The sequence below is a fragment of the Pseudomonas monteilii NBRC 103158 = DSM 14164 genome, from assembly GCF_000730605.1.
In the GTDB taxonomy this organism is placed as follows: domain Bacteria; phylum Pseudomonadota; class Gammaproteobacteria; order Pseudomonadales; family Pseudomonadaceae; genus Aquipseudomonas; species Aquipseudomonas monteilii.
Window position 1 is genome coordinate 107,647 of the sequence record NZ_BBIS01000010.1, and the last position, 14,485, is coordinate 122,131.

Annotated in this window: 17 protein-coding genes and 1 pseudogene; 3 read left to right on the plus strand and 15 right to left on the minus strand. The window is 55.3% G+C overall.

Annotated elements, in window-relative coordinates:
* Positions 1–94 precede the first annotated feature (94 nt).
* From PM2_RS06040 to PM2_RS06055, 4 genes and pseudogenes are all read right to left on the minus strand, one after another.
* Entirely contained in the window at positions 95–1,702 is a 1,608-nt protein-coding gene (locus PM2_RS06040; RefSeq protein WP_014003918.1) for a site-specific integrase, read from the minus strand.
* Between the two features lie 10 nt (positions 1,703–1,712).
* Positions 1,713–2,870, minus strand: coding sequence for a tyrosine-type recombinase/integrase (locus PM2_RS06045; protein WP_004573994.1), 1,158 nt, complete (start codon positions 2,868–2,870; stop codon positions 1,713–1,715).
* Positions 2,871–2,989: 119 nt separating this feature from the next.
* Positions 2,990–3,106, minus strand: a pseudogene (locus PM2_RS06050) (Y-family DNA polymerase); the annotation flags it as partial.
* Positions 3,096–3,524 carry a LexA family protein gene (locus PM2_RS06055; protein WP_028700163.1) on the minus strand — a complete coding sequence of 143 codons (429 nt, stop codon included), beginning with the start codon at positions 3,522–3,524 and terminating at the stop codon, positions 3,096–3,098. The gene PM2_RS06055 and the pseudogene PM2_RS06050, both read right to left, overlap by 11 nt.
* 106 nt (positions 3,525–3,630) lie before the next feature.
* Between PM2_RS06055 and PM2_RS06060 the strand changes: the two genes are divergently transcribed.
* From PM2_RS06060 to PM2_RS06065, 3 genes are read left to right on the plus strand one after another with little or no spacing between them, the layout of a single operon-like run.
* Complete coding sequence (locus PM2_RS06060; protein WP_028700164.1) at positions 3,631–4,317, plus strand: SOS response-associated peptidase family protein; 687 nt, start codon at positions 3,631–3,633, stop codon at positions 4,315–4,317.
* A 57-nt stretch (positions 4,318–4,374) separates the two neighbouring features.
* Positions 4,375–5,163 (plus strand): hypothetical protein, encoded by a 789-nt coding sequence (locus tag PM2_RS29790; protein WP_028700165.1) that lies wholly within the window; start codon positions 4,375–4,377, stop codon positions 5,161–5,163.
* A 19-nt stretch (positions 5,164–5,182) separates the two neighbouring features.
* Positions 5,183–6,448 carry a hypothetical protein gene (locus PM2_RS06065; RefSeq protein ID WP_028700166.1) on the plus strand — a complete coding sequence of 422 codons (1,266 nt, stop codon included), beginning with the start codon at positions 5,183–5,185 and terminating at the stop codon, positions 6,446–6,448.
* Between the two features lie 41 nt (positions 6,449–6,489).
* Here PM2_RS06065 and PM2_RS06070 read toward each other — a convergent pair whose 3' ends face one another.
* The 11 genes from PM2_RS06070 to PM2_RS30690 all read right to left on the minus strand — a co-directional run bounded on the left by PM2_RS06070 (position 6,490) and on the right by PM2_RS30690 (position 14,472).
* Positions 6,490–8,739: an SNF2-related protein gene (locus PM2_RS06070; protein ID WP_028700167.1), complete on the minus strand. Its 2,250-nt coding sequence runs from the start codon at positions 8,737–8,739 to the stop codon at positions 6,490–6,492.
* A 98-nt stretch (positions 8,740–8,837) separates the two neighbouring features.
* The gene (locus PM2_RS06075; RefSeq protein ID WP_028700168.1) at positions 8,838–10,277 is read right to left on the minus strand and encodes a DUF6094 domain-containing protein; all 1,440 of its coding nucleotides are present in this window, start codon (positions 10,275–10,277) and stop codon (positions 8,838–8,840) included.
* A gap of 32 nt (positions 10,278–10,309) precedes the next feature.
* A complete protein-coding gene (locus tag PM2_RS06080; RefSeq protein WP_420874944.1) occupies positions 10,310–10,906 on the minus strand; it encodes a hypothetical protein in 597 nt (198 codons plus the stop codon).
* 65 nt (positions 10,907–10,971) lie between these two features.
* Positions 10,972–11,226 (minus strand): hypothetical protein, encoded by a 255-nt coding sequence (locus tag PM2_RS06085; protein WP_028700170.1) that lies wholly within the window; start codon positions 11,224–11,226, stop codon positions 10,972–10,974.
* A 92-nt stretch (positions 11,227–11,318) separates the two neighbouring features.
* On the minus strand, positions 11,319–11,924 hold the full coding sequence (locus tag PM2_RS06090; protein WP_028700171.1) for a DUF3275 family protein: 606 nt from the start codon (positions 11,922–11,924) through the stop codon (positions 11,319–11,321).
* Between the two features lie 62 nt (positions 11,925–11,986).
* Positions 11,987–12,397, minus strand: a complete 411-nt coding sequence (locus tag PM2_RS06095) for a DUF5983 family protein (protein WP_051564723.1) — start codon at positions 12,395–12,397, stop codon at positions 11,987–11,989.
* Between the two features lie 69 nt (positions 12,398–12,466).
* Positions 12,467–12,676 carry a hypothetical protein gene (locus PM2_RS06100; RefSeq protein ID WP_233425952.1) on the minus strand — a complete coding sequence of 70 codons (210 nt, stop codon included), beginning with the start codon at positions 12,674–12,676 and terminating at the stop codon, positions 12,467–12,469.
* 419 nt (positions 12,677–13,095) lie between these two features.
* Positions 13,096–13,446: a hypothetical protein gene (locus PM2_RS06105; RefSeq protein ID WP_028700173.1), complete on the minus strand. Its 351-nt coding sequence runs from the start codon at positions 13,444–13,446 to the stop codon at positions 13,096–13,098.
* Between the two features lie 88 nt (positions 13,447–13,534).
* The gene (locus PM2_RS06110) at positions 13,535–13,747 is read right to left on the minus strand and encodes a hypothetical protein (RefSeq protein WP_028700174.1); all 213 of its coding nucleotides are present in this window, start codon (positions 13,745–13,747) and stop codon (positions 13,535–13,537) included.
* 65 nt (positions 13,748–13,812) lie between these two features.
* Positions 13,813–14,238 carry a hypothetical protein gene (locus PM2_RS06115; protein ID WP_028700175.1) on the minus strand — a complete coding sequence of 142 codons (426 nt, stop codon included), beginning with the start codon at positions 14,236–14,238 and terminating at the stop codon, positions 13,813–13,815.
* A gap of 75 nt (positions 14,239–14,313) precedes the next feature.
* Complete coding sequence (locus PM2_RS30690) at positions 14,314–14,472, minus strand: hypothetical protein (protein ID WP_023629568.1); 159 nt, start codon at positions 14,470–14,472, stop codon at positions 14,314–14,316.
* Between the last annotated feature and the right edge of the window lie 13 nt (positions 14,473–14,485).

Genomic DNA, 14,485 nt, shown 5'->3' on the forward strand with positions numbered 1-14,485 from the left:
GCATCCCGCTCTGCGGGACTTAGGCCATTCGCTGAAACTGGTTGTGCGATGAGGACATCATATGCCTTTAACACCGCACTCGTGGTTCTTATGCTCAAATTTCACCGTCCAATTTTTTCTTCATGAACTCGATTTTTTTAGCCCAGAACAAGTGCGGAGATGACTCAGCCTGAGCCCTTGCTTGCGAAACCAATGCAAGATCAAACTTCTGGGTGAAATCATCTATCAATCGAATATAGTCAAACTGACGCTTGCGCCATGCGCCCCACTCGTCCGTGAGAAAGTATTCGACTTCTGCATACAAGAATTGTTGGTAGCTGAACAGCCGGTATAAGTCCTCCAAGGTGCCTACAATTGCATAGCTAGGGCAACCGAGGCAGTGGATGAATTCAGAACAATGATTGACGCCATCCTTTGGTGCCAGACTACCGTAAAGGCTATCTTTGCAGCCGCCTGGCGGGGTTGGTATAACGTTTATGCCACGTAGTTTGTCCGGAAAAGCCTCCCCAACAAATGTCGCCCCGTCGATCTTGATCTCATCGTTGATTTTCAAATAGTGATTATCGGCGACACCAGGGGTATGACCCATAACGGAGGAAACTTCTATAATGTCGCCACCACTCAGTTTCCACAAACGGCTTTCCATAGTCTTTCGCAGCCGACTAAGCGTGACATTTAGCCGATTGCCTTGATCATCCTGAAGCGCATGACGCTCACAAATGCTTTTTGCCGTGACATATAAAGCACCGGGTGTAAGGGTAACGATGTCGTTCGAGCGGCCAGGCTGGCCCGAGCGATATAACCACACACATGAAGATATTTCATCAGGTGCCAGTGCTACGAGTGGCTTAGAAATCTCCAGCGCCTTATTGAGGACTGCCACCCCATCCAGGGGAATAGCACTGTACTCATCTAGCAGATTAGTCTGACGGATTGTTTTGCTCTGTGCGCCTTTACCTCGACGTTTGACGGTAGTAATCAACCTGAGATTAGGAATAAATGGGTGAGGCTGTAGGGCATCCCTCTTCATCTCCAAGAGCGGCGTAGTATTGATTCCAGACCTTGCCGCAGTAATTAGTAGCAATACAGCCATCGCCTCCGCGCCATTTCCAAGGAATGCACCCTTATGGATGGCAATAAGATCTGACTTCAAAGCGCCAATCAGCCTTTGCATTTCACCCAAGGTGAGCGGATCTGCATCTTTAGTGCTCTGCGCATTATTAGGAAATGGATTGAGGGGCAAAAGATCGTCAAGATTGACTTCAATAAATCCATATTCAGCCAAAACAACAACTAACGACTTGAAGCTAGTATAGTAATTCTTGGCTGTCGAGCCGTTAGGGTATTTTAGCCTCAGCCAAGAGACGTATCGCTCCAAGTGGCGTTTGGTAAGACTGTTTGGCGTTGCAGGTGGCGACTTGACCGAACCGCCACTCAAGAAATTTATAAAAAATCTTAGTCCGTTCGTAGAGTAACCAATCAAGGTCGTCACTGAGAAGTTTCCTCCTTGTAGCAAAGCTTTGATAACGTGAAGACTTTGAATTGCCCAAGCATCGAAGCCCAAGCCTAAATATTTCGTATGATCGAGTTGCCTGTGGTTTCTCGGATTTCTCGGCAGGTCAATCTTGATATCATCTTCGACAGCCTCGAATCCTTTTGTAACCGACCGCATAACCGCCTTGTAGCTTTTTTGCCGAGCCAATGGTGCTACCTCAGATACGCGAAACCGAATCAGTCATAAACATCATGTCAATTTCGTCCTCGTGAGCAAGGACGGATTGGGCTTCAAGCTGGTTTATGAGATGCAAATAGATCATAGTTGTTTGCACATCTGAATGCCCCAGCCTATCTCGGACATACAACAATGGCTCACCTTCAAACTCTTTACTTTTTCGAAGAGCAAGCAAGGTATAAGTCCCATAGGTGTGGCGTAGCATGTGGGCCCGAACATAGAAGCCGCACTTTCTTTCATAGGACTTCATAACGTCCACTACGGAATCTTTTGAATAATGCCTGCCTTCATTAGTCAGCAGCAGCGCGGTAACACGTCCATCACTATTGGACTTACGAACCTCTCGTTGGTGAAGGGAGTAAGACCACATGCTCTCCATCAACGACCATGGCACGTCGATAGTTCTAGGCCGGTCGTACTTGATATGCATGTCTGAAGGATCAAGAGCAACACTGATCATTTGCCCTGGGCGCAGTCCCTTCTTCAACCTGGGGTTGAACACATATTTGAGAGGAAAAGACCTCGCCTCACAGGAGCGAAGGCCGGTACGCACCATGAGGTGGAACAATATCTGGTGGCTTGGATCGGTATCCAGGGCAAGGCATACCTTGACTTGATCCTTGGTCAGGAATTTGGTCAAGCGCTTTCGGTCGCGAACCATCACCGAAACTTTCGTGCTCTCGGCTCCGGGCCGAGCGATATGACTGAGAAGACCGGAATGTTGGGCAGCTCTTACCCTTTTCTCACCGAAGGGCAGCACAGTTATCAGGTTGCGCTGCTTAGCCCATCGGTAGAACCTCACGATCAAGGCCAGACGATTGTTCACCGTGCCGGGATCAAGTGCTAATTCTCCGCTCGACCAATCCCTATACCTCGACAGAGCACTCAGACCGTGAGCCGGGCTTTCCTCGTCCCAGGCCAATCCATTGGCTTCCAGGAAGGCAAAGTAATCGTACAGACGCCGTCCATAGGCTTCCCAAGTCAAATCGCTTAGGGCCTCACCTGACTCGATAAGCGTGTGCCAAAGGAAGGATTGAGCTGGCTCGACTGGCCATCCCTCTGACCCAATCAGCAACGGAAAGCCTTCAAAGGATCGACCTGCTAATGCTAGGTCTTTTGTTGCGAATACCAGCCTCATGCCGCTGCCCTAAACCACTTCCAATGGATTGCCTTATGAAGCCTGGAAACTGCTGCTCCAGAGGGGTTCAGAAGGTGGCGCGGACTCTACAGGATTTACTAACGATTCCCACCCCTCAGATCGTTGTTGCTCAGTACCACGATGGGCGTCTTGGCCAGATCCGGCCGGAACACGCGTTCGCAGCTTGCATAGAACGAGTTGCAGTCGATCAGCGCGAACACCTGGTCACTGGGCATGATCGCGCACGCTATAGCGAACCACACCCCAGATGACCAGGTCGTCGCCTTCCATAATGTGGCGCGGGGGGAAGGCTGGATTCTCCGACTGCAGGACCAGCACGCCGTCGCGACGATAAAGGCGTTTGCAGACGGGCTCAGTGTTGATCGCGGCGATCACGATGTCGCCGTGCTCGGCCTCCCTACTGCGGTCTACGATGAGAAGATCGCCCGAGAAGATCCCGGCGCCTTGCATGCTGTCGCCCTCCACCTGCACCAGATACACGTGAGGGGCACGCAGGTCGAACAGCTCGTCGAGGGAGATGTGACGCTCCAGGTGATCCGCCGCTGGCGAAGGGAACCCGGCCGGCACACGGAAGGAGTACACCGGCAGCAGCATAGGGCCGCCCGTCGGCGCGCCCAAGAAGGTGATGGTCATGGCAGATCAACTCAAAAGGATATCTGTATATTCATACAGTAAACTGTCAGAGCGTTCCTACGTCAATGCGTGGAAGCCTGGCAGCCGACAAACGAGCGAGGTGGGTATGTGTGGAAGGTACTCGATCTACGAGAGCATGGACGACTACCTGCGGCAGTTGGCCCTCGATCTGGTGGTCATCAACGGATATGACCACGAGCGGATCAACCGGTACAACGTGGCGCCCTCTACACGCGTGGAGGTGATAAGGCCCGCACCGGGAGGCCTGAACGTCGATCGGGTGAAGTGGGGATGGTCGCCTTTCTGGGCGAAGGGGAAGCGGGCCGACCCGATCAATGCGCGGGCCGAGACGGTGATGACGGGTAAGTTCTTCAAGTCGCTTTGGCCGCATGGCCGAGCCTTGGCGCCGGCCAATGGGTGGTTCGAGTGGATACCCGATGTTGCAGATCCGAAGCGCAAGCAGCCTTACTACATCCGAGCGGCGGACGGTAGGTCATTGTTTTTCGCGGCGTTGGCCGAAGTTCATCCAGGACTGGAACCAGATGAGCGCAGTGGCTTCGTTATCGTGACTGCTGCGGCTGATGAAGGTTTGGTGGACATCCATGATCGCAAGCCGTTAGTGCTTACTCCTGAGCTTGCCCGAGAATGGATTGATCCAGGCATAACAACTGAACGGCTGGCAGAAATAGTCCAAACAGGCTGCCGGCATAGTACCGACTTTCGATGGTTCCCAGTGAGCAAACAGGTTGGGAATGTTCGAAATCAGGGGCCGGAGCTGATAAAGCCGGTTTAACCGTTTTGGGTAAAATCGGACAAAATACACATATCTGTAAATATGCAAGGTGATCGATTGAAAATAAAGGTTGGTAGGGTCCGCGATTACTTGGTTGCCACATTGGAAAACACTCAGGCTCACGCAAATGAAGCCCCTGAGCTCATGCATTTGATTGCTGAGATGGATGACATTTTTCACGATGAGATTTTCTCTATTCCGCTCTCACAAGAGCCGACAGCAAACTTGCTTATGATAAATGCATATACCATGCTTCTGGCTGGAATTAGAGAGGCCTTATCTGGGCATGTTGTTTGCGTTTTTCCAGTAGTTCGAGCTGCGTTAGAGTCTGCCTGTTACGCTTATCTCATAGCAAATGACGCTACCAAGGCTGATGTTTGGCTTGAGAGACATTCGTCAGATAATGCTGTAAAGAGGTGTCGGAATGTATTTACTGCTAAAAAAGCTGTGGATATTTTAAAGTGCAGTGATCCGGTGATGGCCGATTATGTCTGGGGGTATTACGAGGCCTCAATAGATTTTGGTGCGCACCCTAACACCAAATCTGTGATTGGTCATCTGTCTGACTCCGGGTCGGTTGGAGAAGGTCTGCATGGGTTTGAGCTTACTAGCGTGTACGGGGAAAATAGCTGGCAAGTCAATCACGCCTTGTTTGTCTGCGTTGAGGCAGGGCAGGCCATCGCGTATTTAATAGCGGCCTCAATCGCTAATCACCCTTTGATTCACGAGCGTAGTACAGTATTCCAAGGCTGGATAGATGCCAAAAATCGGATGGTTGAGGCGCTAACTGGTGAAGCTTGCGATCGCAGTACGCCAGTCTATTCTTCCGTGAGCCCCCCGCTTTGACTACATGGAATAGGTTGCTATGCTGAATATAAGTGAGAATGCATTCAGGGATTATATATTCAATAATCATAGAGAAGATTTTTCCTCTTTGATTGCAGGGCGGAGGGAGCCGGTGGAGTGGTACGGCGAAGAATTTCCACCGCTTCACTTCTTGCTTCGCCGAAAGGTTGAACGTGCCATAAATGAAATTCTGGATCAGCTGGAAGAATTGGTCTTAACGGCTAAGGAGCTACGGCTTGAAAAGAATGGCCCTCATCCGACTCGTGTGGATCTTTTTGGGTGCTCAGAGTCTACGGGCATCACTATCATCGAGTTGAAAAGGTCGCAGCAAACCGAACGCCAAGCTTTTACTGAACTCTTAGCCTATGCAAATCACTTCTGCTCGATATTTCCTGGAGTTAACGAGACGGCAATCACCACTGTGTTGGTTGCTCCAATGGAGACCAGAACGGTAAAAGATGCATACGTTCAAGAGCTATTGCTGAATAAGAAGAACATTGTGTCTCTTATTCCTTCTTGTGAGGATGAGCGCTATTGTCTTCATGTATTTTACCCTGATGAGAATTACTACAAATGGTTCGAGAATAACGTATTCAATGATCACTCCATGACCTGCGTGACCATGTCGTTTCCGCTGATTAAAGGCTGGATAGACTCTGAATATAGCGAGCCTCCGCAGTACGCAAAAGATGCGCTGAATCAAATAAGCAACTCTATTGCGCAGGTTTTAGAGTCCAAAGGGTTCCATTCTATAGTTTATGCCTCTCAGAAGTGGAGCGAGATCGCGGGTCTATTCCCCTATCCTAATATGATTGTTGTGGCGGCAATGAATCCATTCTCTTCGGTGAGAACGCATGCTGAGGATGATGAGATTGGGGGAAGATCTGCACCCGGAAGGCTGACTGAAGTTCAGTCAATTTATAACCAGCTCACCAAAGATGGTCAGCGCTTTAACTGGCTTGAGACGATGGAAAGTGACTTTACCGGTCGTTTGATTCGAGCCGTCCGCGATCAGCTGGAGTTCTGCCTTCTGAATGATTCGCGATCAATACATGTCGAAACTGGACTGCCGGATTGGTATGGATTTAAGACGAGTATGGTGGATGCGGTATTTACACACAATTTGGAGGCTCATACTACTGGGCTCTTGAGGGAGGTGTATACTGAATATGTTTGTTATCTATATGAAACTGGCCAGCAAGAAGTGATGTTTGGTTATCAGATGTTAACTCCGTTTCTCGCAGTGTGGGAGATTTGTCGTGGCTTCGGTTACGAAGCGGAGTAATAGCATTCAGGGAAAAAGGCCACCGATTGGTGGCCCTTTTTTCATGTAGCTATAAGCTGTCTAGCAAGAGCCATTTCAACAGAGTCCCCATCCTGGTTCAGTGAGTCGAGCCCGGATTCCGGTACATCGCCCGAAGTGCTCTGCGCCACCGCGATCTTCTTGGCCATTAGCTGCAGGCAGGTAATCTGCGAGCTGCCGACGTAGCCGAAGAAAATCACGCGGACCGGATGTTTCTGCCCAATCCTCCACGACCGCCGCGCGGCTTGCTGTAGGGTGTACACGTTGTACCCCGTCTGCAGGAACGCGATGGTTGGGAAGTCCAGCAGGTCCAGCCCTGTCTTAACCAGCTCCGGGTTGGTGAGCAGCACGTCGATGCCGCGGTCGACCTGGTCGAGGATCCAGTCCTCGCGCCGAGCCGTTTCAACCGTGGCCCGCAGTACCGCAACGCGCAGACCGGCCTGCTCGAGGACCTTCTTTAACCTGGACGTGGTATCGCGCGTCCCGCTGTAGACGGTGTATGCAAGGACCTTGCGGCCTTTCGCTTTCTCCTCGAAGCACAAGTTCAACAGCGCCTGCTCCTTGGGCATCAGTTCATCGTCCCCGAAGAGCGCCGGCACAAAGGCTAGCGTGTCTCGGGTGCGGGGATGTTTGACCATCTCCGATCGGAAGCAGCAATCCGGCCAGGCCAGCAGCACATTGAGCACCACTCCCAGAAGAGTAGTGTCTCTCCGGGCCAAGGCCTGGCGGAGTTCAGCGGTCAACGTTGCCGCCAAGCGCTGGTAGGCCGTGGCCTGCTCCGGCGCCATGGGCACGTCGATGAACTCCTCCTGGTAGCTGGGCAGCACGTTGCCACCGATATCCTTGAGCTTCAGGAACACGGTGAATGGCAGTACGAACCGGTGGATGCCTTTAGGGCCGAAGCCTGGGGCCTTCACGGTACGTACCGACAGTTTCTTGCCCTTGGCGGTCTTGTGCGAATCGCCATCGCGCTCGGTGTAGATGTCCTTGAGCACGCCGTGATCGCGCATGAACGACATGGCTGCAGGCGCCATGCTGCCGCGTGCGTTGGGTCGGTAGCCGTCCTCGATCATGCGCTGGGTGAGGATGCGGAACAGGAGGTAGAACAGGTCGTCGGCATAGCCGCCCATCAGGGTGCCGGTCAGCAGCACGGTTTTACGTGCCTTCGCTGCAAGGACCCCCATGGCCTGGCCCTGGGCCGAACCGCTGTTCTTGTACTCATGCCCCTCGTCGACGACCAGCAGGTCGAAGAAGCCATCGGGTAGGTAGCGCTTGATGAACTCTGTCGGCTGGTAGCCGCCTTCGCCGAATCCGAACTCGATGTTGGCCATCGCCCGCTCCATGCGCTTGGCCTGGCGGTCGCTGAAGACGAAGTTGCCTTTCGCGTCCATCAAGTTGATGAACTCTGAGACGTTGTCGACCAGCATCGAGGCCAGAAAGTCCTCGCCGAAGTCGTTCAGCAGCCGTTCCGCCCGGACCGGGCCGATAGTCGGTATCCGGCACATCGACTTCAGAATCGTCGAGCGTCGGTCCCCACCATCGGCTTTGCCTGGGCGCATAAGCGTCCAGAGGGCAGCGTTGCAGGCCGAGCAGTTGCGACGGCGATCACCGCGCTCGAATTCGTCCACGGTGACCAGGTTGCCTTCCAGGTCCTCGAGGACCTGGCCGCAATCGGGACATGCCGCCAGCAGCTGGCCACCTGCAGTACGCCGCTTCCAGCAGGCGAGCCGCCAGTGGAAACCCATCCGCATCCTGACTCGGCCGAGAATGAAGAACTCCGGCCGGCCGTCGTAGGTTTGCCCCGACTGGTCACGCAGCTTGAGCAGCTTAACCAGCGTGTCCGGGCCGTTGAGTACCCAGACGCGGGCGTCTGGCGTGGTTTCCAGGATCTCACGTCGCCACTTGTAGACAAGGTGGGGCGGTGAGATGACGAGTGTCCGACGGTAGCCTGACGCATGCATCACTGCAGCGACAGCGATGGCCATCATCGTCTTCCCGGTACCCATCTCGGCGTTGATGATCGCGGCTTGCTCGTTGCGATCGAGCAGTAGCGCCGCAATAGCTTGGACAACCTCAGCTTGCGCCACGAATGGCGTTCGCTTGAGGTTCGCCATCACGGCCTGCCGCTGTTCGTTAATGCTGCCGGTGTAGACCGGAGGGTTGGAGCGGTTGAGTGATTCCAAGAGCTCGTCGCCGAACTCGTCGATGAAATCAGTCAGGTTGATATTCAGGGGGGAGTTGGCCGAGGCGGCCGCCTGGGTCAGTGCGTTCATGTGCATCTCCTGCAGGGAAAACAGGGCATGCACAAACCCAGACGGGTATGGACATACCCTGTGGGTCGGTGTGGGGTGGGGAGCTGTTGTGGCGCTGGTCAGTAGTCGCTGGGGAGTAGCAGGGTAGTGGAGCTGCGGTCGGCTTCGGTGATGATCCAGAGCCTGGACTCGTCGCCGGCGTCGATGTCGTAGCTTGAGAACAAACGGTCTCCCTGGGTAAGCGCGAGCTGATTGGAGGATCGCTCGTCATCGCATAGCTCACCCCAGTCGCCAGCAAGATGGCGTTTCAGCGCGGGAGTAGGGTTGAGCTGCCCGGTTTCGACCAGATGGCTGACAGTAGCGGTCATCATGATCTGCCCCGGGTTGAACAGGGGCGTTGCAACTGACTGGTCGGTTGCAGGCGTTTCGTCGTTGCTCGCCGGTGAGGAACTGATGATCAGCACCTGGCCGTGGTTCACCGAGGAAGGTGTCATTTCCCAGGCGCGGATGATCGGTATGAACCGATCGGTGAGGATCCTGACTTCTGAGACGTTGCCCTTCTCGTCCTCAGTGAATTCGGTCTTGCGCACCTTGTCCTTGTAGGTATCACCCTTCACGACCAAGGTCCGCCCCGACTTCGAACGTACAACACCGGAGATTGCGCCGGCGGCCAGGGCCAGTGCGAGGTGCCAGCGTGAAAGCTCGCGGACAGGGGCTCGGGGTTGAAGCCCGGTTTTCCCGAAGTGCAAGTTGAAGTCTGGCCAGAGGCCCCGTAACCGCAGGATCTCGGAGGCGAATTGCTCCGGCTCCAGGGTAATGCGGTAGAAGTGCTCCAGCTCGCTAGCAGCTGACGGGACGAGGTACGGCTCCCATGTCCAGCTGGCTGGGATCTCCTCAGCTTGCTCCTGGCCGGCGCCGATCGCCTGCAGGCGAGACCTCACCTGGTTGGTGGAAACCCGGGCCAGGTCCTGCCGACGTACACGGATGCCGAAGATCACCACCTGTTTGAAGGTGGGGTCTGCAGCACCGTATACACGCAGTTCGGCGAAGTGGTTGCTCAGCCATCCAGTGAACTCGTCGTCCAGCACGTAGTGAGGAACGATGAGCACCATGACGCCGCCGTACTGCAGAAGCGGGAGGCAGCGTTGATAAAAAGCTTTCTCCAAGCGCCGGCGGCCGCTGCCTTGGTACTGGGATGCACCGGAGTGATCCGCGACCAGGTCACCGTAGGGTGGGTTGAGCCAGAGCAAGCCGAACGACTGGCGGCTGATCAAGGTGTCGAAGAGGTCGCTGTGCAGCACCCGATCGAGCAGGCCACGCGCGTGATCCGCGCGTTCGCGATCGTACTCGACGGCGAATGCTTGGACCTGGTCGCGGCCCAGGAGGTGAGCTGCTTCAGCAAGGGCAACACCCTCGCCGGCGCAGGGGTCGCAGATCCTCATCCTGCCTGAGGTGGCGGGAGTGAGCGCCTGCAGCGTGCGTTCGAGCGTGATCTCATCGGTGGGGTAGTAGCCGTTGCGGGCAAAGTTGCGCGCCAGGCGCGGAAACATAAGGGCCATAAGCGTTCCTTGAGTCATAGATGAGCCCAGGCCTACGCCTGAGCTTCGATAGTGAGTTCGCCGCGACGGATCAGCTCTCCGAGGGAGGGCTCGAGCACGTCGAGCTGAAGAGCGAGCCGCCAGGCGCAGACGTTGCCGATCGCCCCGGGTAGGGCAGTCAGCATGCGGTGCTGGGTGAGGACTTCCATCACGGGCTCGCGCCAGTGGGGGAGAAGGGGAAGCGGACAGGTCTCGATCACCAGCGGCCAGAGTCGATGGTGTGGAGCTTCATTGCGCTCCAGGAGGGCGAAGGCGAAGTGATTGGCTTGGTCGGGAACAGAGGCGCGTCGATCGAACAGCCAGAGGTGCAACATGCTGCCGAACAACGTCCCGCGGAATTGCCGTGTGGTGCGCTTTTCCAGTAGGTCATGGTTAGGGAAAACGGGAATGCTCCGCCCGTCGACGAGAATGTGAAACTGCTCAAGGCCATTCTCTTCCCGGCCAAGTGTGAGCCTGGCCAGAAACTCCTGTAGTGCGGTGTCACGACCCCAGGCCGACATGAACACCAGGTTGCGCTGTTCGTCGCACACACAGGCGTCGACGTACAGGTCCGGGCATTCCTCGATCTGAAACAAGGGGGATGGGTGCATGATGGCCTCCATTGTGGAGGCGTCCGTCCCAGAGGGCGGAAACGCCCCCCGGGGTGGTCTGGTGGTTAATTGAAGGTCCTGGTGAGCGGATCGAAAGCCACACTGTCTTGTTGGTGCAGCGGGCCGTGACCCTCGAGGAATATTTGGATCCGGTACTGGTCGCGGAGACGTATAGCAGCCTCCGCCTGGTCCAGTGTGAGGTCCAACTCTTCGATGAAGAAGTCGACGAGCTCCTCGTCAGTCGACACCTCGTTGTTGGACAGCTGGTCCTCAATGTTGGCGAGGATTTGTTTGCTCAAGTGGCTGAACATGGCGTTCATTGTGGTGCTCCAGGTAGATAAATGGAGCCCCCGAGGAGGCCCCTCAGGGTGTGTGGTTCAGGTTGACTGCGGCAGTGGTCTGGCAGGGCGCTTTAAGGCGAAGCCCTGGTCCAGGTTTGAGTTTTGAAGTCCATGGTAAAACCGAGCTGGTCCAGCCGCGTGCACTGGGCGCGCAGCCGTTGTCGGTCTACGGTGGTGTCGAGCCTCACGGTTTCGCTCAATGGCCAAACCGTGCCAAATAGCTCGGCATCGATGTCGTTCGTGCTCGGTGGCTCCGATGGACTCATCCCGAAGGGCTCATCCGAGGCGAAGGCATCAGTTTGCGGCTGTCGCGCCGGCGTACTTGGAGTCCGACGTGGCGGTATCGGTGTGGGTGGTGGCCCGTCCTCTTCAAGTGGGTCAGGGACGTTGGTTGGCAGGTGTTCTTCGTCTTCGCGACTGAGACCTGTGACATCCTCCAGGGTCATACCCTCGAGTTCAGCCCTGATCTCAACAACGAGTCGACCGCCGTGTGAGTAATACGATGGGCGAATCTGCTTGATCGCGAAGTCACCTCGGTATTTACCCTCATGGTACTGATCCAGAAGAGCATCCTTGATGGTGAACTCACCGATCGAGGTACTGAGGCGGCCGACGTTGAATAGCCCGAGTCGGCCGGAGATGGTGCGGATGGCCAACTGGCCGGTGATTGAGATCATGTGCGCTCCCCGTAAAGCATGGGGAACTCCCAGCGGGCGTTCCCCGCGAGGGTGGAAGGTGGTCAGCAGTCGAACAAAGGCAGACCGTCGAGAATGTTGCTGTTGGGGTCGATGACCAGGAACCTCACTTCAGCCTGAGCGGCAAGGGTGAGCACTCGGATGGTCTCCTCGCTGAAACCCTCGGCTGCTTGCAGAGCTTGAAGTGTCGACAGGTCGTACCCCCAGTACTGTCCCAGATGTTGGTCTGTCCAGGGCGTGCTGAGGATCTTGAAGCCGATGGCGTCACTGTCGGGCAGGGTGAAGCACTCGAAATGAAGCAGAGCTGTATCAGCAGTTTCTACGAGTGCCTGCAGCTCCTCCCAGTCCTCCTCGGGCAAGTGTGCCGAGGCGATCTCGAACGCTCGGCTGTAGCAGGGATGAGGTACAGGGTGATCGCCGGTAGCGATGTGGAAGGGGTTGGGTGATTGTGCCATGTGGCGTGCTCCTGGTTGAGAGAAGCCACCCCAGAGGGTGACCCCTCTGGGTGAGTAAAAATGGCTGTGTCAGGCGGGGTCTGCAGCGTGCTGTAGCTGGATCTGGATGTAGGATGGCTCGTCCTCGGAGGTCACGATTTGCAACATGAGGGCGACCCAGTCACGGTCGCGGCCGGTGTGGCGCTTCGTGTACACACCGAAGGACAGAGCAGTGGCCTGAGGCTGCTGCTTGAGCTCTTGCCACGCCGCCTGGACGACAGTGGCGAGGCGTTGGCTCATCTCGGCCACCCGCATGGGGTTTTCGAGATAGACCGCCCGCATCCAAGCCGGGTTGTCCAGGACTACAGGAAGGGTGAGGTATGCCTCGGGTGAGGCGGGGGAAAACGACATATGAGGTCTCCAAATAAAGCGAGGCCTCGTCCGCGAGGATGAGATCCCCGCAGGTAGGTAATGTAGAAGGCACTCCATCACTGGGTGATGCGATCGCGCTGCCGAGTGCTCGGCGATCTTGGGTGGGTTGGCGCAACGCGCTGGAGCCTTAAACCCTGGCTCCGGGAGGCACTGTCAACGACAGTGAACCAATACGGAATTCGTTTCCCGGACTGTAGGCTGAGGCCTCACAGTTGCCAGGTGCCTGCTTTGAAAGTCCCCCCCTAAGGGATACCCTTCGGGGTGGAGGACTGGTGATACAGGGTGGGTCAGATCATGTCTTCGTAGATATCTTCCCAGAGGTTGGAACTAGCTTCCTGTACAGCGCGGTAGTGCTCATCATCGAGCTGGAAGCCTTGCCGTTCTGCCTCACGTTTGAACAACTGGTCGTGAGGAAAGGTGAGAGCTGCATACTGATCGCGCAGCGTAGTGAGCAGGCTCATCTCGTACAGTTCGAAGTGTTGGCCACAGCGATCCAGGGCGAGGTTCGAGCTAGCTTTGATTGAGTCCGCGAACCGCCGCTCAAGCACGTCTACGCGGATGAAGGCCCCGGCAACTCGTTTCTCGAAGGGATTGGTGATGAACATGACGCCATTGAAGACTTGGGTGGCTTGAGACATGGTGATTCTCCGATGAGGGGGTCACCAACCCGCTCGGGTGATGTACCCGATAAGGTTTATAAGAGCGCAGCCGAAGGATGTCTGGTTGTTACAGCTCGATGGCATACGTCGCATCGATACAAAAAGCGATGCCGTCGGTGAGTACATCACGTAACTCCCAGTTCAATACCCGAGGCTTATTCTCATCCAGCCACAAAAACGCTGACAGGACTGATGAGAAATGAACTGACCCTTCCAGGTCGGGATAATTAACTGGTACGTAGAGGAGTTCGAAATTTCGCTCGAAGTTCAGCAGAGGCATGATGTCTCTCCATTGAGGATCATCAGCCAGATCGGGTGATGTTCCCGATACGGTTAAGTGAAATGCTACAGATCATTCGGATCCATAAGACCCTGTATGACCCTGATAAGGCGTGTATTAACCCGAAGATCCTTGGGAGTTATCTCGCCTCGGGCATAGGCCATGTCAGCTAGATGGTATTCACGGCCGCTGAGCTGCGCATAGACATCAACAAGACGATATCTGTCATTTGACAGTTCATCATCCGTGATTGACCAAGATGAGGCGAAGTGAGGAAGCAGCTTGGCGTAATCGCACCACTGCATGTTTGTGTAGTCTGGGATTCGCACCCCGTTATCATCGATCTCACAGCCCAGATGCGCGAATGAGGTCGAGTAGTACAGCCTAGGTTTCTGACCCTGGTTACGCAGCTCCAGAATATCTGAGCGCGCGGTAGCGAAGTCAGGGAAGCACTGCTGAATATCTCCAGCGACAGTGATGCAGTAGGGCATGGCGAAGTCCTTTGTGAGGAAAACGCCTCCCGAAGGGGATCGTCGTCCCCTATTGGGTAGGAATCAGGTTAGTGATCAGTGGGGCAGCGCAGTCGGGACTGTGCTGGCTTTGCGGTTGAGCACGTTGATCGCGAAACCGCTCAGCCCAATGAAAGCGCAGGCACCGAAAACAATGTCGCCGAGGATTACAGCGGCGACCAGGATTAGAAGGTTCAACGCGAACAGGATTTTCATGACTGCCTCCTTG